Genomic DNA, 20,384 nt, shown 5'->3' with positions numbered 1-20,384 from the left:
GGGGTCGGACCAGGGTCGATCCGCGGGGTCGCCCCGATGTGCCGGGGCACGGCGGCGTACGACGCTCGGGCCATGATCACGATCGAGTCGCTCACGAAGAGATACGGCCGGTTCACGGCGGTCGACGACGTCGGCTTCGCGGCCGCCCCGGGCCGGGTGACCGGGTTCCTCGGCCCCAACGGTGCCGGCAAGTCGACCACGCTGCGCATGCTGACAGGCCTCACGCCGCCGACGTCGGGCCGGGCGCTCGTGGGAGGGCGGCGCTTCGTCGACCTGCCCAACCCCGGGCGCGAGGTCGGGGTGCTGCTCGACGCCTCCGCGCAGCACGCGGGTCGCACCGGCCGGGAGGCCCTCGGCGTCGCCGCCGCCACGATGGGCCTGCCGCGCTCGCGCGTCGACGCGATGCTCGCGCTGGTCGGGCTGACCGACGACGAGTCGTGCCGTCGGGTGCGCAGCTACTCGCTCGGCATGCGGCAGCGGCTCGGCATCGCCACCGCGCTGGTCGGCGACCCGCAGGTGCTCGTGCTCGACGAGCCCGCCAACGGCCTCGACCCTGCCGGCATCCGGTGGATGCGCGACCTGCTCCGCTCGTACGCCGACGACGGCGGCACCGTGCTGCTGTCGTCGCACCTGCTCCACGAGGTCGAGGTGGTGGCCGACGACCTCGTCGTCATCGGCAACGGCCGGATCGTCGCGCAGGGCACCAAGGCCGAGCTGCTCGCAGGCGCCGGCACCGTCGTCCGGGCGCGTGACCGCGCCGGCTTGCTCGCGGCCCTGTCGGCCGCCGGCGTGGCCCACACCGTCACCCCCGACGGCACCGTCCTGGTGCAGGACGACGCCGAGCACGTGGGTCGGCTCGCGCTGCGCGCCGGCGTGCCCCTCAGCGAGCTCCGCGCGGCCGACAGCGCCGGCCTGGAGGAGATGTTCCTCGAGCTCACCGCCTCGTCCCAGCGCGAAGGAGCAGCAGCATGACCGCCCTGACGACACCCGTCCCGGCCGCTCCCCCGGGCCGGCCGACGCTCGCGCCGGTCCCGCTGGGCCGGCTCGTCGCCGTCGAGCTGCGCAAGATGTTCGACACCCGCGCCGGTGCCTGGTTGATGGCCAGCATCGTGCTGCTGTCGGTGACGGCGTCGGTGCTGGTCGTGCTCGTCGCACCCGACTCCGCGATGACCTACGGGTCGTTCGCCCAGGCCATCGGCTTCCCGCTGGCCATCGTGCTGCCGCTCGTCGCGATCCTGTCCGTGACCAGCGAGTGGAGCCAGCGCAGCGCCCTGACGACCTTCTCGCTGGTGCCGCGGCGCGGCCGGGTCGTGCTCGCCAAGGGTCTGTGCGCCCTCGGTGTCGGGGCCGCGTCGATGGCGCTGGGCTTCGGCATCGCGGCGCTGGCCACGCTGCTCGGGTCCGCCGTGACCGGGGCCGACCCGGTGTGGGGCGTGACCCTCGAGCAGCACCTGATGATCGTGCTGGCCAACGTCATCGGGGTCGCGATGGGCTTCGTCATCGGCCTGGTGACGCGCAGCTCGCCCGTCGCCGTCGTGACGTACTTCCTCTACACCTTCCTGCTGCCGACCGTCGGCACGCTGCTCGCGACCTACCAGCAGTGGTTCGCCGACGTGCGCGACTGGGTCGACTTCCAGTGGATGACCAGCACGCTCTTCGAGGGGGGCTTCACCGTCACCGACTGGGCGCAGCTCGCCACCTCGGGCCTGCTGTGGCTGGTGCTGCCGCTCGTGCTGGGCACCTGGCTGACGCTGCGCTCCGAGGTCACGTGACGAGCGTCTGGTCCTTCGTCAGGTGCAAGAGCCAGCTCGTCTCCCCGCCGCGCCCGGTGTCGACGAGGGCGTAGCGGCGTACGCCGTCACGACCGTGGAGCCGGAAGACGAACCGACGCTCGGTGCGGCTCTCGAGCTCCCACCAGCCGGTGTCGGCGATCGCCTTGTGCTCGTCGGTGTACGTCGCGTGGTCGAGGTCGTGGTCGGCCACCGCCACCGCGAGCCGGTCGTGGGCGGGGTCGGTGGGCATCCCCTTCGGCACCGCCCACGACCGCAGCACACCGTCCTCCTCGAGGCGCAGGTCGTAGTGGTGGTGGGGCCGGTGGTGCTCGTGGAGCACGAAGACGGGCCTCACCACCGCGCCGGCTGCTCCAGCGCGCGACGCTCGCGGCGGTCGTCACCGGCGCGCACGGCCGCCAGCACGCCGCCGATGGCGCCGCCGAGGTGCGCCTGCCAGGAGACGCCCACCTGTTGCGGGAAGACCCCCCACAGGATGCTGCCGTAGACCAGGAAGATCACCACGCCGGTCGCGACCTGGCCGGGGCTGCGGGTGAAGACGCCGCGCAGCAGCACGTAAAGCAGGTAGCCGAAGACCACGCCGCTGGCCCCGAGCGTGATCGACTGCGGCGGCGAGACCACCCACACGAACGCGCCGGAGGCCAGCACCACGACGAGGGTGGTGACGAGGAAGCGGCGCCAGCCGTCCATCAGCACCAGGGCGCCCAGCACCGCGAGCGGCACCGCGTTGGACGCCAGGTGGCTGAAGCTGCCGTGCAGCCACGGCGCCGTGAAGACGGTCCACGCGTCGTCGAGCCGGCGCGGCTCGATCCCGTAGGCGTCGAGCGTGCCGCGGCTGAGCTGGTCGACCACCTCGAGCACCCACATCACCGCGACGACGCCGAGCATCACGACCAGCGAGCGCCAGAAGCCGGGGGGCCCGGGCCGGCGGCTGTCGGGCAGGTACGGCGCGCTCATGGCGCCCATTGTCGCGGGCCCGGCCAACCGCTGACGCGACAGTGCGGTGCTGGGCTGCCACCAGGTGACAGCGCAGCACCGCACTGGTGCGTCAGCGGACGGTCAGCGGGCGGAGGTGCCCTCGACGTAGTCGGAGTCGTGGCTCTTGACCCATGCCATGAGCTTGCGCAGCTCGCGACCGGTCGACTCGATCGGGTGGGCCTCGCCCTTCTTGCGGAACTCCGTGAACTCCGGCGAGCCGTTGTCCATGTCGGAGATGAAGCGCTCGGCGAAGGAGCCGTTCTTGATGTCCTCGAGCACGCCCTCCATGTTCTGCTTCACCTCGGGGGTGATGACGCGGGGGCCGGAGACGTAGTCGCCGAACTCGGCGGTGTCGGAGACCGACCAGCGCTGCTTGGCGATGCCGCCCTCGTACATCAGGTCGACGATGAGCTTGAGCTCGTGCAGGCACTCGAAGTAGGCGACCTCGGGCTGGTAGCCGGCCTCGGTCAGCACCTCGAAGCCGTACTGCACCAGCTGCGAGGCGCCGCCGCACAGCACGGCCTGCTCGCCGAAGAGGTCGGTCTCGGTCTCCTCGGTGAAGGTGGTCTTGATGCCGCCGGCGCGCAGGCCGCCGATGCCCTTGGCGTACGACAGCGCGAGCGGCCAGGCGTTGCCCGAGGCGTCGGCCTCGACCGCGACGAGGACGGGCACGCCGCGGCCGTCGACGTACTCGCGGCGCACCAGGTGGCCGGGGCCCTTGGGGGCGACCATGAAGACGTCGACGCCCTCGGGCGGGGTGATGAAGCCGAAACGGATGTTGAAGCCGTGGCCGAAGACCAGGGTGTCGCCGGGCGCGAGCTGCGGCTCGATCTCCTCGGCGTACAGCGTCCGCTGGTGCTGGTCGGGGGCGAGGATGACGATGACGTCGGACTCCTCGGCCGCCTCGGCGGGGGTGACGACGCGCAGGCCCTCGGCCTCGGCCTTGGCGCGGCTCTTGGAGCCGGGCTGCAGGCCGATGCGCACGTCCACGCCGCTGTCGCGCAGCGAGAGCGCGTGGGCGTGGCCCTGCGAGCCGTAGCCGATGACGGCCACGTTCTTGCCCTGGATCAGGGACAGGTCGGCGTCGTCGTCGTAGAACATCTCAGCCACGGTGGGCTTCTCCTTCGGTTGGTTCATCTCGTACGTCGGGGGTGTTGCGGTCGGCTCACCGGGTCTCGAGGCTCTCGCACGGGGGCTCCTCGCACCTCGACCACCCGAGGGCCCGGGCTCAGCCGGCGGCGTCGGGGACCGGCACGGGGACCGGTCGCAGGGTCTTCTCGGTGATCGAGCGGGGACCGCGGCCGATGCCGATGACGCCGCTCTGCACCAGCTCGCGGATGCCGAAGGGCTCCACGACGGCGAGGAAGTCGTTGACCTTGCCGTTGTTGCCGGTGAGCTGGATCGTGACCGCGTCGGGGGCCACGTCGACGACCTTGGCGCGGAACAGCTGCACGGCGTCGAGCACCTGGCTGCGGGTGGCGACGTCGGCCCGGACCTTGACCATGAGCAGCTGGCGCTGCACGGCCTCGCCGGGCTCGAGCTCGACGATCTTGACGACCTCGACGAGCTTGTTGAGCTGCTTGGTCACCTGCTCGAGCGGCAGGCCCTCGACGCTGACCACGATGGTCATCCGCGAGATGCCGGGCTGCTCGGTGCGCCCGACGGCCAGGGAGTCGATGTTGAAGCCGCGGCGGCTGAACAGGCCCGCGATGCGGGTCAGCACGCCGGGCTTGTCCTCGACCAGGACGGACAGGGTGTGGGTGCTCATGGCTTACAGGTCGTCCTTCTCGAACTCGGGCGCGAGGTCGCGGGCGTACTTGATGTCGTCGTTGCTGGCGCCGGCGGCCACCATCGGCCAGACCATGGCGTCGCGCTCGACGCGGAAGTCGACCACGACGGGCCCGTCGTTGATCTCCATCGCCTTGGCGATGACCGCGTCGACGTCCTCGGGGTCGTCGCAGGTCAGGCCCACGGCGCCGTACGCCTCGGCGAGCTTGACGAAGTCCGGCACGCGCTTGGAGTGCAGGTCGGTGTTGGAGTAGCGGCCCTCGTAGAACAGGGTCTGCCACTGACGCACCATGCCGAGCGACTCGTTGTTGATCAGCGCGACCTTGATCGGGATGCCCTCGAGGGTGCAGGTGGCGAGCTCCTGGTTGGTCATCTGGAAGCAACCGTCGCCGTCGACCGCCCACACGACCGCCTCGGGCCGCGCGACCTTGGCGCCCATCGCGGCGGGCACCGAGTAGCCCATGGTGCCGAGGCCGCCGGAGTTGAGCCAGGTGTTGGGGTGCTCGTACTGCACGTAGTGGGCGGCCCACATCTGGTGCTGGCCGACGCCGGAGACGTAGACCGCCTCGGGCCCGGCGATCGCCGAGAGCCGCTCGATGACGTACTGCGGCGACAGGCCCTCCTCCGGGGCGTCGTAGCCCAAGGGGTACTTCTGCTTGATGCCCTGCAGCTGCTGGTTCCAGGCGTCGTAGTCGCCGGTGTGGCCGGCGTCGGCCTCGGCCTGCAGCGCGACGACCAGGTCGGCGATGACCTCGCGGGCGTCACCCACGATCGGCACGTCGACCTCGCGGTTCTTGCCGATCTCGGCGGGGTCGATGTCGGCGTGGATGACCCGCGCGCCGGGGGCGAAGGAGTCGAGGTTGCCGGTGACCCGGTCGTCGAAGCGGGCGCCGAGGCTGATCAGCAGGTCGCTCTTCTGCAGCGCCGCGACCGCGGCCACGGTGCCGTGCATGCCGGGCATGCCCATGTGCTGCGGGTGGCTGTCGGGGAAGGCCCCGAGCGCCATCAGCGTCGTCACGACCGGCATGCCGGTGAGCTCGGCGAGGGTGCGCAGCTCGCGGGCCGCGCCGGCGCGGATGACGCCGCCGCCGACGTAGAGCACGGGCTTGCGGGCGGCCAGGATCTCCCTCGTCGCCTCGCGGATCTGCTTGGCGTGCGGCTTGGTCACGGGGCGGTAGCCCGGCAGCGTGATCTCGCTCGGCCAGCTGAACGTCGTCTCGGCCTGCAGCGCCGACTTGGCGACGTCGACGAGGACCGGGCCGGGGCGACCGCTGCGCGCGAGGTAGAACGCCTCCGCGACGACCCGCGGGATGTCGGCGGGGTCGGTGACGAGGAAGTTGTGCTTGGTGATCGGCATCGTGATGCCGCGGATGTCGGCCTCCTGGAAGGCGTCGGTGCCGATCATGCTGGCCCCGACCTGGCCGGTGACGGCGACGATCGGCACGGAGTCCATGTAGGCGTCGGCCAGGGCGGTGACGAGGTTGGTCGCCCCCGGGCCGGAGGTCGCCATGCACACGCCGACCTTGCCGGTGGCGGCGGCGTACCCCTGGGCGGCGTGGCCGGCGCCCTGCTCGTGGCGCACCAGGATGTGGCGGATGGAGCTGTCGTAGAGGGGGTCGTACGCCGGGAGGATCGCGCCACCGGGGATGCCGAAGATCTCGGTCACGCCCGCGTGCTCCAGCGACCGCACCAGGCTCTGCGCCCCGGTCATCGTCTCGGGCGTGGGGACCGGGGGCCGCCCGACGCCCTGCGCCGCCAGCTGGCTCGGGTTGGGCCGCGTGGTCTGCCCCGCCGTCTGCTCGCTCATCTGCTCATCTTCCGTGTCGCTTCCGGGAGGTCGCGTGCCGACCCCTGCCCAACAAAAAACCCCTCGAGCCGGGATGGCTGACGAGGGGTCGACGCGCGTGCTGCCCTGAGGGATCAGCTCACGCGTCGCGTGCGTACGAGGAGGTCGGAACGCATGCGCCCATCATCCACCCGGGGGCGGAACGGCTCAACCCAGTGTGACAGCCGTCCCAGTCGGCGAGACGGCGGTCCCACTCCGTGGGCAGGCTCAGTCGCGCGCCTGCCAGGTGCAGATGCACGAGCGGTTGCCCTCGGCGTCCTCCAGCACCCAGAACGCCGGCACGAAGCTCTCGTCGACCAGGCGGCCACCGGCGTCGAGCACCGCCTGCACCCGCTGCTCGGCGACGTCGTGCGGGACGCTGACGTCGAGGTGCCAGCGCTGCCGGTCGACGGCGTCGCTGTCGGTGTCCTGGAACCACACCTGCGGCCCGCGCGACGCCGGGTCGACCAGCGCGTCGTCGTCGGGCCGGTCGTAGCCGAGCAGCGCCGCGTAGAACGGGCCCAGCGCCGCCTTGTCGCGCACGTCGAGGGCCACCTCGGTCTTGTCGGGGGCCTGGCCGACGGCGATGCCGGCCTCCGTGGCGGCCTGGTGGATCTCGGCGGCCAACCGGGTGTCGCGCGCCGTGATCGCCCCGACGTCGTGGCTCGACAGCGCGACCGTCACGTGCGGGTAGCGCAGGTCGACGTCGGGGTGGTGGTCGGCCGCGTCGGCCAGCTCGGCGACACGCTGCACAAACGCTGCCCCGGCCGAGAAGCCACCGGTGTCGTAGTGCGCGACCACCTGGTCGAGCACCAGCCGCCACCCCTCCGGCAGCGCCTGCTGCGCCTCCTCGCGTCCCAGGGCCCGCTTGTCGTCGTCGCTGATCGCCATGCCCCCTTCCTACCCCTCCCCGCCGACACCACGCGGGGCAGCGGGGCTCGGCGGCGCGCAGACACGCGGAGCCAAGTCCGACGACGCGCCCGACGTGCCCCGGTTTGCCGGGGCTGGCGAGAACTTGGCTCCGCGTGTTTGCGGTGCGGCGGCGGCGCTACGGCACCAGGAAGGCGAGGTCGTCGCCGGCGCAGGCGACCTCCCACAGGGTGCCGTCGGGGTCGGCGAAGTAGCCGGACCAGCCGCCCCACTCGCGGCGCCGGGCGCCGCGCACCGAGGCGCCGGCCGCGGCCGCGGTCTCGAGGACGGCGTCGACCTCGGCGTCGCTCCCGACGTTGTGGGCGAGCGTGAACGGCGGGTGGCCGACGCCCGTGGCGATGGGGCCGACCTCGGCCTCGAAGGCCTCGCGCTCCCACAGCGAGAGCAGCACCCGCTCCCCCACCCGGAACATCAGCACGTCGATGCCGTCGAAGTGGGGCTCCCACCCGAGGCCGGAGACGTAGAAGTCGCGGCTCCGGTCGCGGGAGGCGACGGCGACGGTCACGAGGGAGAGGCGCTGGTCCATGCCGTCCGACCCTAGGCGCTGGCCTCCGGGGCCTGCACCCGGCGCAGCGTCTCGGGGGCGGTGAGCCAGGGCAGCAGGGCGAGCAGGCTGATCGCCGCGGTGGTGGCGAAGGCCCAGGCGAAGCCGGCCTGGTCGGCGACCACGCCGACGAGCACCGGCCCGAGGATCGCGCCGGCGTCCTGGGTCATCTGGAAGGCGCCGAGCACCGGCCCGCCGCCGCGGTCGTTGCCGACGACGTCGGCGACGGTGGCCTGCTGGCCGGGGTTGAGCAGGCCGCTGCCGAGGCCCGACAGCGCGGAGAGCACGAAGAGCACCACGAGGTCGCCGCTCAGGCCGATCGCACCCAGGGTGGCGGCGGTGACGAGCAGGCCGACGAGCACGAGCGGCTTGCGGCCGACCGAGTCGGCGACGCGGCCCGCGACCTGGAGGGCGAGCGCCGTACCGGCGGCGGCGAGGGCGAGCGCGACGCCGGCCACCCAGGTGTCGTCGTGCACCGCGACGGCGAACTGCGGCAGCACCGCGACGCGGACGCCGAAGTTGCACCAGCCGTTGGCGAAGGCCGAGGCCAGGGCGGCGCGGTACGCCGGGTCGCCGAGCGCCTCGCGGACCCGCATCGGCGCGAGCGCGGCCTGGCCGTCGGTCGTCGCGGGGCGCAGCGAGGCGCCGGAGAGGCGGACGCCGACGACCGCTGCTGCCAGCACGAGCGCAGCGGCGTACGCCACGAACGGCACCCGCAGCCCGAAGCCCGCGAGGCCGCCGCCCAGCACCGGCCCGAGCATGCCGCCCAGCAGGAAGGAGGAGGCGTACGCCGACGACACCCGCCCGCGGATGGTGGGCGGCGCGAGCCGCACCAGCAGCGCCATGGCCGAGACGGTGAACATCGTCGAGCCGATGCCCCCCACACCCCGCAGCACCAGCAGCTGGGCGTAGGACTGCGCGAAGGCGGTCGCCAACGACGAGGCCGCCACCACGAGCAGCCCGCCGAGGTAGACGGGCCGCTCGCCCAGCCGCGACACCAGCGCGCCGCTCGCCGGGGCGAACAGCAGCCGGAAGAAGGCGAAGGCCGAGACCACGACCGACGCGGCGGCCACGCCGACGTCGAAGCTGCGGGCGTAGGCCGGCAGCACCGGGGTGACGAGCCCGAAGCCGACGGCGATGACGAACGCCGAGGCGACGAGGACCTTGATCTCTCCCGGGATCGCGACCCGGGCGCCCCCGCGCGTCAGCTCGTCACGGCGCCGTGCGCCGCGGACTGCACGACCTTGGCGTACTTGCCCAGCACGCCGCGGGTGTACTTCGGCGGCAGCGGCTCCCAGCCCTCGCGGCGCGCCTCGAGCTCGGCCTCGTCGACGAGCACGTCGAGCCCACCGTTGGCGACGTCGAGCCGGATCCGGTCGCCGTCGCGCAGGAAGGCGATCGGGCCGCCGTCGACGGCCTCGGGCGCCATGTGGCCGACGCACAGGCCGGTGGTGCCGCCGGAGAAGCGGCCGTCGGTGACGAGCAGGACGTCCTTGCCGAGCCCGGCGCCCTTGATGGCGCCGGTGATGGCGAGCATCTCGCGCATGCCGGGGCCGCCCTTGGGACCCTCGTAGCGGATCACGACGACGTCGCCGTGCTCGATGCGGCCCTCGGAGAGCGCCTGCATGGCGGCCTTCTCGCCGTCGAAGACCCGCGCCGGGCCCTCGAAGACCTCGTCGTCGAAGCCCGCGGACTTCACGACCGCGCCCTCGGGGGCGAGCGTGCCCTTGAGGATGGTGATGCCGCCGGTGGCGTGGATGGGCCGCGAGAGCGAGCGGATGATGTCGTCGTCGGCCTTCGGCGGTGCGAGCGCCTCGAGGTTCTCGGCCATGGTGCGCCCGGTGACGGTGAGGGTGTCGCCGTGCATCAGCCCGGCGTCGAGCAGCAGCTTCATCACCACGGGGATGCCGCCGATCTTGTCGACGTCGTTCATCACGTAGCGGCCGAAGGGCTTGAGGTCGCCGAGGTGCGGGACCTTCGCGCCGATGCGGGTGAAGTCGTCGAGCGAGAGGTCGACGTCGGCCTCGCGAGCGATCGCGAGCAGGTGGAGCACGGCGTTGGTGGAGCCGCCGAGCGCCATGACGACGGCGATGGCGTTCTCGAAGGCGGGCTTGGTCATGACCTGGCGGGCGGTGATGCCCTGGCGCAGCATCTCGACCACGGCCTCGCCGGAGCGGTGGGCGAAGCCGTCGCGGCGCCGGTCGACGGCCGGCGGGGCGGCCGAGCCGGGCAGGCTCATGCCGATCGCCTCGGCGACCGAGGCCATGGTGTTGGCGGTGTACATGCCGCCGCAGGCACCCTCGCCGGGGCAGATCGCGCGCTCGACGCGGTCGACCTCCTCGCGGGTGATCTTGCCGGCGAGGCAGGCACCGACGGCCTCGAAGGCGTCGATGATCGTCACGTCCTGCCCGTCGACCTGGCCGGGCATGGTGGAGCCGGCGTACAGGAAGACGCTGGAGAGGTCGAGCCGCGCGGCGGCCATGAGCATGCCGGGCAGCGACTTGTCGCAGCCCGCGAGCAGCACCGAGCCGTCGAGGCGCTCGGCCATCATCACCGTCTCGACGGAGTCGGCGATGACCTCGCGCGAGACCAGCGAGAAGTGCATGCCCTCGTGGCCCATCGAGATGCCGTCGGAGACCGAGATGGTGCCGAACTCGAGCGGGTAGCCCCCCGCCGCGTGCACGCCGTTCTTGACCGCCTTGGCCAGCCGGTCGAGCGAGAGGTTGCACGGCGTGATCTCGTTCCAGCTCGAGGCCACGCCGACCTGCGGCTTCTCCCAGTCGGCGTCGCCCATGCCCACCGCGCGGAGCATGCCCCGGGCGGCGGCCCGCTCGAGACCGTCGGTGACGTCGCGGGAGCGGGGCTTGAGGTCGTGCGTGCTCATGGGGCGAGGGTAGTCGCGCGCCACACCGGCCCGAGCGGCAGAGGTACGTCGCCCCACCGCGCCCGCAGCGCGTCGTGCGCCCGCGCGGCGAGGTCGACGAGCGGGGCGAGCGGCGAGGGGGCCTCGCTGGCCGCTGCGCGGGCGAGCCGGTGCAGCACCATCGCCCGTCGACCGGGCACGCGCGGGTCGGTCCCGGCGTGGTCGTCACCCAGCGCCCGCGGCAGGAACCACCCGGGGCTCACGACCGACCACACCAGCGTGGTGACGGCGAGGTCGTCCGGTGACACCCGGCCGCCGTACCGGGCCAGCGCGCGGGCGACCTCGGCCTCCGGCACCGCCCACGAGCACCAGCAGCTCGGCCACGGCACCGTGAGGTAGGCCAGGTCCCAGGCGGGGTGCAGCAATTGCGCCCCCTCGAGGTCGAGCAGCACCAGGCGCTCGCCGACCGCCGCGTTGTTGTCGGGGCAGACGTCACCCGGTGACACGACGACGTCGTCGGACAGCAGTCCCGTCACCCCGCCGAGCGCCTCGCGCACCTCGTCGACGGGCAGCCCGGGCAGGTGGGCGGCGTACTGCTCGAGGGCCGGACCGGCGAGCTCTTCCGGCGACGTCCGCACCACGCCCCCGCGCCGGGCGGCGGCGGCCTCGAAGGCCGAGACCCGCTCCCCGGTGGCGGCCCCGTGGAGCCGGGAGAGCGCGTCGACCCACGCCAGCAGCCGTCGCGACGCGAGCGGCCGGTCGTCACCGAGCAGGGCGTCGGCGAGGTGGGCACCGGCCCCGAGGTCCTGCATCACGATGGTGCGGGTGGCGTCGTCGTGCCCGACGAGGTCCGGCAGCGCACCCGAGCCGGTGAGCGCCTCGAGCGCCGAGCACTCCCGGGCGTAGCCCTCGGCCTCCTCCTCGCGGTGCACCTTGACGACGTACGACGCCTCGTCCGACCGCACCCGCCACACGACGGTGCGGCTCGAGCCGCCCAGGTCGACGGCCTCGCCCACGGCGCCTCCGAGCAGCCGCTCGACGACGGGCCCGTGCTCCTCCCAGGTCGGCTCCACCCGCCCGACCCTAGGGTGAGCGGGTGCGCAGGGTCATCGGCATCGCGGGCGCCCCGGGGGCGGGCAAGACGACGTACGCCCTGCGGCTCGCCGAGGAGCTCGGCGCCGCCTACCTGCCCATGGACGGCTTCCACCTCGCCGACGTCGCGCTCGACGCGCTCGGGCTGCGCGCCAGCAAGGGGGCGCCCGAGACCTTCGACGCGCGCGGGTACGCCGCGCTGCTGCACCGCGTGCGCGAGGAGCGCGAGCACGTGGTGTGGGCGCCGGGGTTCGAGCGGGTGCTCGAGCAGCCGCTGGCCGGTGCCGTCGCCGTGCCGCCGGAGGCCGACGTCGTCGTGACCGAGGGCAACTACCTGCTGCTCGACCGGCCCGAGTGGCGGGCGGTGCGCGCCGAGCTCGACGAGTGCGTCTTCCTCGAGGTCGACGACGACGTGCGCCGGGCGCGGCTGGTCGCCCGCCACGTGCAGTTCGGCAAGACGCCGGCCGAGGCCGAGGCCTGGGTGGCCCGCGTCGACGAGCCCAACGCGCAGCTCGTGCTCGCCTCCCGCGACCGGGCCGACCGCGTGGTGGCCGGGGTCTAGAGCAGTACCGAGGCGGCGCGCACCGACAGCACGTCGGGCAGGTGCTCGACGGCCAGCGACCAGGTCTCGCCCGCGTCGGCGCTGGCCCACACGGTGCCGTTGCGCGCCCCGAGGTAGAGCCCGGCGGACTCGTGGTCGTCGGCACACATCGCGTCGCGCATGACGGCCACGTAGAACCGCTCGGGCAGCCCCTCGCCCAGCGCCTCCCAGGTCCCCCCCGCGTCGCGCGAGCGCCAGACCAGGGCCCGGGCCTCGGGCGGGTACCGGCCGGCGCCGCCGCCGAGCGGGAAGACGAAGAGCGTGTCGGGCTCGTGCGGGTGCACCACGACCGGGAAGCCGAAGTCGGAGGGCAGCCCGTCGGCGATGGAGACCCACCGGTCGCCCTCGTCGTCGGAGCGGTAGACCCCGCCGTGGTTCTGCAGGTAGAGCCGCTCGGGGCGCGACGGGTGCCGCGTCACCTTGTGCACGCACTGCCCGAACTCGGGGAACTGCTCGCCCTCGGGCAGGAACTCCGCCCGGATGCCGACGTTGCGGGCCTCCCAGGAGCCGCCGCCGTCACGGGTGCGGTAGACGCCGCCCGTCGAGATGGCGACCAGCGCCGAGTCCGGGTCGGTGGGGTGCGGCAGCACGGTGTGGAAGGCCTGTCCACCGAAGCCCTCGCCCCACTCCGCGCGGTGCGGGTGGTCCCACAGCGCCTGCTCGAGCGCGAACGACGCGCCGCCGTCGTGCGAGCGCCAGACCGCCCCGGGCTCGGTGCCGGCCCACACCTCGCCGTCGCCGACCCCGGTCACCAGCTGCCAGACCCGCTCCACGCTCGCGTCGTGACCGTTGGGGAACCGCACGCCGCCGTCGTCGGCCTCCTGCCACGTCGCGCCGAGGTCCTCGGAGCGGCGTACCCGCGGCCCCAGCCAGGGCGAGCTGGCGCCCGCCAGCAGCCGGGTCCGGCCGCCGCGCCCGTCGACGCAGACGGCGTACACCTCCTCCATGTCGGCGTGCGGGCCCGACCACGACCAGTCGCGGCGGGCGGCGTCGGACATGCCGATCCACAGGCCCTTGCGGGTGCCGACGAGCAGGACGGTGCCTCGGGTGGGGTCTGGTGCGGGGTCGCTCATGCCGGTACCGACCCGGCTCGGCGGGCGGACTCATCGGCGTCCCCGTCCCTCGTTCACGCAACCGTCACGCACGCGTGACGGGCTCGTCGTGCCCGGCGCGTAGGTTCTGGGCCAGGGAGTCGCAGCACCTGGGAGGGTCCATGACGCACCTGATCACCACGCGGGCCGCACCGTGGACGGCACCGCTGACCCGCTGGGCCGAGCGGAGCCAGCAGCGCGCCTGCCGCAACGCGATGGTGGCCTCCACCGCGCTCGCCCAGGCCCGGCTCGAGCGCGACGAGGTCGCGGCGTACGTCGTCGGCACCCTCGCCCGCCGGTCCGGCAGCGTCGAGCCGGCAGCGCAGCGAGAGGCCGCCACCGGCAGCTGAGTGGTCCAGGTCGCAGCGCCGGCCCAGCACGGTCGTGCACAATCGCACGATGCGCCGCCAGAACCGTCTGAGCCTGGTCCCCGACCTCGACGCGCGCCTGTCGCTGCGGTGGTTCCACTTCACCGCCCCCGACGGCACCGCGCTGCAGGGCTGGAGCAACGACGTGACGGGCACCAGGAGCGGCCCGACCGTCGTACTGTGCAACGGCCTCGGCACCAACCCCTACGCGTGGCCCGCGTTGCTCGACCCGGCCTGTCCCGTGCGGGTGGTCTCGTGGAACCACCGCGGCACCGGCGGCTCGTCGCGCCCGGCCGACCCCGAGCGCGTCGGCATCGGCGCCTTCGCCGAGGACGCCGTCGCCCTGATGGACCACCTCGGCGTCGACGCCGCCGTGATGATGGGCTGGTCGATGGGCGTCAACACCATGTACGAGGTCGCGGTCGAGCACCCCGACCGGGTCCTCGGCCTGTACGCCGTCGGCGGCGTGCCCGGCGGCACCTTCGAGTCGATGATGGCGCCGCTGTTCCTGCCGCGGCCGCTGCGCAAGCCCATCCTCGCCGGCACCGCCCGGCTGTGCCGGCGCATCGGCCACCTCGCCACCCCGACCACCACGCACCTGCCGATCGGCGACCGGTTCATCCGGGTGCTGAGCCACAGCGGCTTCATGCTCCCCCTCGCCGACCCCGAGATCGGGCAGCGGGCGGTGCAGGAGTTCTTCTCGACGCCGGTCGAGTGGTACGCCCACCTCGCGCTGCACGCGTCGTACCACCGCCGCGTCTCGCTGCGCTCGGTCCGCGTGCCCACCGCCTTCGTCGCGGGCACCTACGACGTGCTCGCCTCGGCCCAGGACATGCGCACCGCCGCCGACCGCATACCTGGCGCGACCTACACCGAGCTCCGGGCCAGCCACTTCCTGCCGCTGGAGAAGCCCGCCGAGGTCCACGCCGGCCTGCTCGCCCTCCTCGACCGCGTCGAGGCGGCCGCCGAGTCGGCGTAGGCCCGCTCGAGGAACGACTGGCGGCTCGGCGCGGCGCAGGCTCCACCGCCGCGTCGTCGCTGACCCCGCGCCCGCTGTCGGGCGCGAGCTGCCAGTCCGTCCACGCGACCCACGCCGCGACATCGTCGAGAGAGGGGCTCAGGGACGCACGAGGAGGATCCGGTCGTCGCGGGGGCGGGGCTCGCCGCGGCCGTCGGTGTTGTTGGTGGCGACCCACAGGTTGCCGTCGGGGGCGGCGGCGACGGCGCGGATGCGACCGTAGCGGCCGACGAGGAAGTCGGTCGGGTTGCGCACCCCGCCGGGGCGCACGTCGAGGCGCCACAGCCGCTCGCCGCCGAGGCCGGCGACCCAGACCCGTCCGTCGACGTACGCCGCTCCGGACGGCGAGGCCTCGTCGGTCGACCACTGCACCCGGGGGTCGGTGGTGCCCTCGGGGCCGCCCTTGCCCTCGGCCTGCGGCCAGCCGTAGTTGCCGCCCTTCTCGACGAGGTTGAGCTCGTCCCAGGTCTGGTCGCCGAACTCGGGCGCCCACAGCCGGCCCTCGTCGTCCCACGCGAGGCCCTGCACGTTGCGGTGGCCGTAGGACCACATCGCCGTGCCGTCGGGGTTGCCGCGGGAGGGCTCGCCGTCCTGGGTGATCCGCAGGACCTTGCCGGCCAGGGAGCGGCGGTCCTGGGCGAGCTCGGGCCGACCGGCGTCGCCGGTGGCGACGTACAGCTGCTCGTCGGGGCCGAAGGCGAGCTTGCCGCCGTCGTGGAAGGTGTTGAGCGGGATGCCGGTGAGGATCGGCTCGAGCTCACCGAGCCGGCCGCCCTGCAGGGTGGTGCGCAGGACGCGGTTGTCGGTGTCGGTCGAGACGTAGAGGAAGACCCGGCGGTCGCTGGCGAAGTCGGGCGACACGGCGACGCCGAGCAGGCCGGCCTCGTTCTTCGGCGCCGCCAGGTCGACGGTGCCGACCTCGCGGACGCCGTCGGCGTCGACGCGGAGCACCCGCTCGCTGTCGCGCTCGGTCACCAGCGCCGCGCCGTCGGGCAGGAACGCGATGCCCCACGGCGCCTCGAGCTCGGTCGCGACCTCGCCCAGCACCTTCGGGCGAGCGGAGGGAGCGGGCGCCTCGGAGGCCTCCTCGGTCGGCGTCGCGCTCGACGCAGGGGCCGCCGGGCTGTCGTCGGCCGACGGCGGGTCGTCGGACCCGCAGGCGGTGAGCACGAGCGCCGAGGTGGCGGCGAGGGCGACGAGCCTGGTCCTCATGCCTCTCGAGGCTAGCCAGCAGGGGGCTGGGCGGCCTCGCTGCGACGTACGACGACCGCCCGCCGCACGGCGCGCCGCAGCGTCGTCAGCACGGCGGGGCCGAGCACCACGAGCGCGATCGCCGTGGTGACGGCGCGGCCGGTGTCCCAGCCGCCGGTGGAGGTCAGCAGGGTGTAGATCGCGAAGCGGTGCAGGTTGTCGAGCAGCGGCGCCCCGGGCACGAACGACAGCCCGCCGTCGTGGCCGGGCACCTCGACGCCGAGCAGGAAGGGCCAGCTCATCAGGTTCATCGCCAGCCCGAAGGCGTACGACGCCACCACGGCGTAGGCGACGAGCGCCGCGATCTCGGCCCGGCCGCGCAGCCGTCGCGGCAGCAGACCAGCGCCCAGCCCCACCCAGGCGGCGGCGACCATCTGGAAGGGCAGCCACGGCCCGACCGCGCCGGTCAGCAGCGCGGAGGCGAACATCGAGGTGCACCCGAGGACGAACCCGAAGCCCGGGCCGAAGACCCGCCCAGCCAGCACGAGCAGGAAGAAGACCGTCTCGATGCCGGCGATGCCGGCGCCGAGCCCGCGGAGCACGGCGTTGACCGCGGTCAGCACGCCCAGCATCGCCAGCACCTTGGCGTCCATGCCGCCCTCGGTGAGCTCGGCCAGGCAGACGACCGCGACCACGGGCAGCAGCGCGGTGAGCAGGAAGGGCGGCTGCACCGACTGCGCGTCGGGCGGCACCTGCAGCAGCAGCGGCCAGCAGAACATCGCCAGGCCGAGCAGCGAGGCGACCACGAGCGTCACCGCCGAACGTGGCCGCAGCCGCAGGCCCGGCACGTCGAGCCGGTCGTCGCGGTGCGCCACGTCAGCCACGCGGCTCACGCACCTCGTCGACGGTGAGCCACGGCGGGCCGAGGATCTTGTGCACCTGCGGCGCGAAGGCGGGCGACTCGGCGACCACCCGCCCGGTGGGGCCGGCCGAGACGACCTCGCCGTCGGCGAGCACCACCACCTGGTGGGCGACCTGCGCGACGAACTCGACGTCGTGGGTCGCGACCAGCACGGCGCGGCCCTGCGCGGCCTGGTCGCGCAGCACCCCGGCGAGCGCGACCTTGCCCGGGTAGTCGAGGCCCCGGGTCGGCTCGTCGAGCAGCAGCGCCGGCGGGTCGCCCAGCAGCACCACGGCGAGCGCGACGGCCAGGCGCTGGCCCTCCGAGAGGTCGCGCGGGTGGCTGTTGCGCGGCACGCCCGGCACCAGCCGCTCGAGCAGCGCGTCGGCGGTGCCCGCCGCCACCCCGGCGTCGCGGTCGGCCACGGCGAGCTCGTCGGCGACGGTCTCCAGGTAGAGGAGGTCGGCCGCCGTCTGCGGCACCAGCGCCACCTGGCGGCGACGCTCCTCGGCGGCGAGGCGAGCCGGGTCGTGACCGCCCACCGCGACGTCGCCCGTCGTACGACGCCGCGAGCCCTGCAGGGCCCACAGCAGGGTCGACTTGCCCGACCCGTTGCGGCCCATCAGCGCGGTGACCTGACCGGCGGCGAGGCTGAGGTCGACCTCGCGCAGTGCCACGACGCGGCCGTAGGCGACCGAGACGCCCCGCGCGGTCAGGGCCGGCACGGCGGGCGGCAGGGCAGCGCGTTCGGGCGCCACCGGCAGCGCGAGCCGCGAGGCCCGTCGACGTGCGTCACGCACGCTCAGCGGCAGCGGGCTCCAGCCCGCCCAGCGGCCGAGCTCGACGATCGGCGGGGCGACCGGCGAGTCGGCGAGCACCTCGGCCGGCGCACCCACGCGGATCCGGCCGGAGCCCTCGACCAGCACCATCCGGTCGACGAAGGGCACCACGCGCTCGAGCCGGTGCTCGGCGAGCACGACGGTCACGCCGAGGTCGTGCACGAGCCGGGTCAGCGTGGCCAGCACCTCCTCGGCAGCGGTCGGGTCGAGCGCCGAGGTGGGCTCGTCGAGCACCAGCAGCCGCGGGTGCATGGTCAGGACGGCCCCGATGGCGACGCGCTGCTGCTGACCGCCCGAGAGCGTGCGCAGGTCGCGGCCGCGCAGCTCGGCGATGCCGAGCAGGTCCAGCGTCTCCTCGACGCGGCGGCGCATCGTCGCGGGCTCGACGCCGAGCTGCTCCATGCCGTAGGCGAGCTCCTCCTCGACCGAGTCGGTGACGAAGCCGGCGGTCGGGTCCTGCCCGACGTAGCCGACGACGTGGGCGCGCTCGCGCGGCGGCAGCTCGACGATGCTCGTGCCGTCGAGCACGACGTCGCCCTCGAGCACGCCGCCGGTGAAGGAGGGCACCAGCCCGTCGAGCACGCCGAGCAACGTCGACTTGCCGACCCCGGTGCGGCCGGCCACGAGCACCAGCTCGCCCTCCTCCAGCTCGAGGTCGACGTGTTCGAGCACCGCCGGGAGGTCGGGGGCGTAGCGGAAGCCGAGGTCACGCAGTGCCAGCACGCGCCACCTCCGTCCGGTCGGCCCCCGCGGTCGACAGCCGCGGCGGCGGCGCTGCGACGGCGGCCACCAGGCCCAGGATCACCACGACGACGGCGAGGGGACTCAGCGCGGGCACCGCGTCCAGCGCGGGGAACCGTACCCCGCCCGGCACCAGCAGCCGGGTCCCGGCCGCGACGGCGACGCCCGAGAGGGCCACCACGGTCTCCGGCAGCGCCCACGGGTCAGGGCGGTAGCGGGTGCGGTGCACGCGGCGGCCGGCCGACCACAGCCCGAGCCCGGCGAGCCCCACGCCTCCCGCCAGCCCCGCAACGGCGAGCCATCGCGGCGCGGTGAGGTCGAGCAGGGCGTAGGTGCCCACGCAGAGCCCGAGCAGCCCGAGCAGCAGCAGCGCCCCGGTGGTGGTGCGCCGACCACGGGTGAGCGCCCCCGAGCGGCCGTAGCCACGGGCGTCCATGCCCGCCGCGAGCGCCAGCGAGCGCTCCAGGGCGTCCTCGAGCACCGGCACCACGACGCCGCGGAAGCGGGCCACCCGACCACCCGGTACGCCGCGCAGCCGCCGGGCCGCGCGCACCCGCCTCAGGCTGTCGGCCAGCTGCGGCAGCAGCGTGACGGCGACGACGACGGCGGTGCCGATCTCGTAGAGGGCGGGTGGCAGCGTCTTGAGCAGCCGCTTGGGGTTGGCCAGCGCGTTGGCGGCCCCGACGCAGATGACGAGGGTGGCCAGGCGCATGCCGTCGTAGAGCCCGGCGAGCAGCGACTCCCGCGTGACCGGGCCGAGCAGGCTGATGCCGGCGGCCCAGTCGGGCAGCGGCACCCGCGGGAGCCACAGCAGCTCGGTGCCGCCCAGGCCGCTTCCGAACAGCACCCGCACCACGACGCGCAGCAGCACGATGACGAGGCCGACGACCACGTACAGCCGGAAGGCGCGCGACCACGGGTGGTCGCCCCGCCGGGCCGCCACCACGAAGCCCGCGACCAGCACCAGCAGCAGGAGCAGCGCGGGGTTGAGCGTGGCGGTGGCCGCCGTGGCCAGCCCGAGGGCCCACACCCACCACGCGGCGGGGTGCAGGTCCCGGGCCAGCCGGATCACGTCCCGGAGCGGCGGCGGCGCAGCATCACGAACACGAGGCCGGACACGGCCGCGACGACCACGACGACGTAGAAGATCCACACCGGGATGCCGTCGCCGGGGCCGGAGTCGGCGGCCTCGCTGGCGTCGGTGCCCGGCGTGCTGGGGATCGTCTGGCCGTCGTTGGGCTGCGGCTCGGAGCTCTCGGACGCACCGGTCGCGGAGCCCGCGACCGGCTCGGCGCCCGGCGGCGCGGGCTCGGCGGAGGTCTGCCACGCGAAGCCGACGAAGTCGCCCGGCTGCAGCCGGAGGTCCTCGACGCCGACCGGGGCGTAGTCCCACGCCCCGTCGCCGCTGCCGTCACCCGCGCCGGTGCCCTGGCTGGCCAGGAACAAGCCCCAGTAGGAGCTGCCCGACGGCGTGGTCGAGCAGTCCTGGTCGGCCGGCAGGCCGTCGACGGTGCACACGAAACCCGGCTGGCCCTGCACGAAGGCCAGCTCGACGCCGGCCTGCTCGAGCACGTCGGTCGCGGGAGTCTCGGAGTCGGCGGGCACGCAGGTCTCGCGCACGTCGCCGTCGGCCGCCGTGGCGTCGACCGCGACGCTGACCCCGACGCCGTCGGCGCAGAAGTCACCATCCGCGGGGGCCGCCGAGGGCGACGGCGAGGCGTACGCCGGCACCGCCCACGCGAGGCTCAGCAGCAGCGCACCGAGCAGCAGGCTCAGGCGACGAGACATGGGGTCCTCCTGGATTGCGGTCACACCCACAGTTAC

At 74.2% G+C, this 20,384-nt stretch carries 21 protein-coding genes; 5 read left to right on the top strand and 16 right to left on the bottom strand.

The features are described from left to right. The first annotated feature begins 72 nt into the window (after positions 1-72). Together ACYU8I_RS16045 and ACYU8I_RS16040 are read left to right on the top strand one after the other, a co-directional pair. Positions 73-972 (top strand): ABC transporter ATP-binding protein, encoded by a 900-nt coding sequence (locus ACYU8I_RS16045; RefSeq protein WP_460842715.1) that lies wholly within the window; start codon positions 73-75, stop codon positions 970-972. Further along, positions 969-1,772, top strand: coding sequence for an ABC transporter permease (locus ACYU8I_RS16040; RefSeq protein WP_460842713.1), 804 nt, complete (start codon positions 969-971; stop codon positions 1,770-1,772). Before ACYU8I_RS16045 ends, ACYU8I_RS16040 begins: the two co-directional genes overlap by 4 nt. On the opposite strand, the gene ACYU8I_RS16035 is transcribed toward ACYU8I_RS16040, so the two are convergent. The 10 genes from ACYU8I_RS16035 to ACYU8I_RS15990 all read right to left on the bottom strand — a co-directional run bounded on the left by ACYU8I_RS16035 (position 1,765) and on the right by ACYU8I_RS15990 (position 11,791). Further along, complete coding sequence (locus ACYU8I_RS16035; RefSeq protein WP_460842710.1) at positions 1,765-2,127, bottom strand: DNA polymerase ligase N-terminal domain-containing protein; 363 nt, start codon at positions 2,125-2,127, stop codon at positions 1,765-1,767. The two genes, ACYU8I_RS16040 and ACYU8I_RS16035, sit on opposite strands and share 8 nt — an antisense overlap. Further along, on the bottom strand, positions 2,124-2,678 hold the full coding sequence (locus ACYU8I_RS16030) for a rhomboid family intramembrane serine protease (RefSeq protein ID WP_460842751.1): 555 nt from the start codon (positions 2,676-2,678) through the stop codon (positions 2,124-2,126). The genes ACYU8I_RS16035 and ACYU8I_RS16030 overlap by 4 nt, the downstream gene beginning before the upstream one ends. 171 nt (positions 2,679-2,849) lie before the next feature. Continuing rightward, positions 2,850-3,878 carry a ketol-acid reductoisomerase gene (gene ilvC / locus ACYU8I_RS16025; RefSeq protein ID WP_460842707.1) on the bottom strand — a complete coding sequence of 343 codons (1,029 nt, stop codon included), beginning with the start codon at positions 3,876-3,878 and terminating at the stop codon, positions 2,850-2,852. Between the two features lie 118 nt (positions 3,879-3,996). After that, positions 3,997-4,536, bottom strand: a complete 540-nt coding sequence (gene ilvN / locus ACYU8I_RS16020) for an acetolactate synthase small subunit (protein WP_460842705.1) — start codon at positions 4,534-4,536, stop codon at positions 3,997-3,999. Between the two features lie 3 nt (positions 4,537-4,539). Continuing rightward, a complete protein-coding gene (locus ACYU8I_RS16015) occupies positions 4,540-6,267 on the bottom strand; it encodes an acetolactate synthase large subunit (RefSeq protein WP_460842749.1) in 1,728 nt (575 codons plus the stop codon). A 342-nt stretch (positions 6,268-6,609) separates the two neighbouring features. After that, positions 6,610-7,272 carry a 4a-hydroxytetrahydrobiopterin dehydratase gene (locus ACYU8I_RS16010; protein WP_460842703.1) on the bottom strand — a complete coding sequence of 221 codons (663 nt, stop codon included), beginning with the start codon at positions 7,270-7,272 and terminating at the stop codon, positions 6,610-6,612. 157 nt (positions 7,273-7,429) lie between these two features. After that, a complete protein-coding gene (locus tag ACYU8I_RS16005) occupies positions 7,430-7,837 on the bottom strand; it encodes a VOC family protein (RefSeq protein ID WP_460842701.1) in 408 nt (135 codons plus the stop codon). 11 nt (positions 7,838-7,848) lie between these two features. Then, complete coding sequence (locus ACYU8I_RS16000) at positions 7,849-9,024, bottom strand: MFS transporter (protein ID WP_460842747.1); 1,176 nt, start codon at positions 9,022-9,024, stop codon at positions 7,849-7,851. Positions 9,025-9,059: 35 nt separating this feature from the next. Continuing rightward, on the bottom strand, positions 9,060-10,739 hold the full coding sequence (gene ilvD, locus ACYU8I_RS15995) for a dihydroxy-acid dehydratase (protein WP_460842699.1): 1,680 nt from the start codon (positions 10,737-10,739) through the stop codon (positions 9,060-9,062). Beyond that, entirely contained in the window at positions 10,736-11,791 is a 1,056-nt protein-coding gene (locus ACYU8I_RS15990; RefSeq protein WP_460842697.1) for a phosphotransferase family protein, read from the bottom strand. The genes ilvD and ACYU8I_RS15990 overlap by 4 nt, the downstream gene beginning before the upstream one ends. A gap of 23 nt (positions 11,792-11,814) precedes the next feature. Between ACYU8I_RS15990 and ACYU8I_RS15985 the strand changes: the two genes are divergently transcribed. Continuing rightward, positions 11,815-12,372: a nucleoside/nucleotide kinase family protein gene (locus ACYU8I_RS15985; RefSeq protein WP_460842695.1), complete on the top strand. Its 558-nt coding sequence runs from the start codon at positions 11,815-11,817 to the stop codon at positions 12,370-12,372. On the opposite strand, the gene ACYU8I_RS15980 is transcribed toward ACYU8I_RS15985, so the two are convergent. Next, positions 12,369-13,484, bottom strand: coding sequence for a WD40/YVTN/BNR-like repeat-containing protein (locus ACYU8I_RS15980; protein ID WP_460842693.1), 1,116 nt, complete (start codon positions 13,482-13,484; stop codon positions 12,369-12,371). The genes ACYU8I_RS15985 and ACYU8I_RS15980 overlap by 4 nt on opposite strands. A 140-nt stretch (positions 13,485-13,624) precedes the next feature. Between ACYU8I_RS15980 and ACYU8I_RS15975 the strand changes: the two genes are divergently transcribed. Next, positions 13,625-13,852 (top strand): hypothetical protein, encoded by a 228-nt coding sequence (locus ACYU8I_RS15975; RefSeq protein ID WP_460842691.1) that lies wholly within the window; start codon positions 13,625-13,627, stop codon positions 13,850-13,852. A 49-nt stretch (positions 13,853-13,901) separates the two neighbouring features. Further along, on the top strand, positions 13,902-14,849 hold the full coding sequence (locus tag ACYU8I_RS15970; RefSeq protein WP_460842690.1) for an alpha/beta fold hydrolase: 948 nt from the start codon (positions 13,902-13,904) through the stop codon (positions 14,847-14,849). Positions 14,850-14,987: 138 nt separating this feature from the next. On the opposite strand, the gene ACYU8I_RS15965 is transcribed toward ACYU8I_RS15970, so the two are convergent. The 5 genes from ACYU8I_RS15965 to ACYU8I_RS15945 are packed head-to-tail and all read right to left on the bottom strand — an operon-like array spanning position 14,988 to position 20,348. After that, positions 14,988-16,100, bottom strand: a complete 1,113-nt coding sequence (locus tag ACYU8I_RS15965; protein ID WP_460842688.1) for a PQQ-dependent sugar dehydrogenase — start codon at positions 16,098-16,100, stop codon at positions 14,988-14,990. A gap of 11 nt (positions 16,101-16,111) precedes the next feature. Beyond that, positions 16,112-16,972 (bottom strand): ECF transporter S component, encoded by an 861-nt coding sequence (locus ACYU8I_RS15960; RefSeq protein WP_460842686.1) that lies wholly within the window; start codon positions 16,970-16,972, stop codon positions 16,112-16,114. Further along, a complete protein-coding gene (locus ACYU8I_RS15955) occupies positions 16,956-18,542 on the bottom strand; it encodes an ABC transporter ATP-binding protein (RefSeq protein ID WP_460842684.1) in 1,587 nt (528 codons plus the stop codon). Before ACYU8I_RS15955 ends, ACYU8I_RS15960 begins: the two co-directional genes overlap by 17 nt. Further along, positions 18,526-19,632 carry a CbiQ family ECF transporter T component gene (locus tag ACYU8I_RS15950; protein WP_460842682.1) on the bottom strand — a complete coding sequence of 369 codons (1,107 nt, stop codon included), beginning with the start codon at positions 19,630-19,632 and terminating at the stop codon, positions 18,526-18,528. The genes ACYU8I_RS15955 and ACYU8I_RS15950 overlap by 17 nt, the downstream gene beginning before the upstream one ends. Continuing rightward, positions 19,629-20,348 carry a hypothetical protein gene (locus ACYU8I_RS15945; protein ID WP_460842680.1) on the bottom strand — a complete coding sequence of 240 codons (720 nt, stop codon included), beginning with the start codon at positions 20,346-20,348 and terminating at the stop codon, positions 19,629-19,631. The genes ACYU8I_RS15950 and ACYU8I_RS15945 overlap by 4 nt, the downstream gene beginning before the upstream one ends. Between the last annotated feature and the right edge of the window lie 36 nt (positions 20,349-20,384).

The sequence above is a fragment of the Nocardioides marmoraquaticus genome (assembly GCF_054777915.1).
The sequence above is the reverse complement of the archived record's forward strand: the minus strand, read 5'-3'. Positions and strand labels throughout refer to the sequence as shown.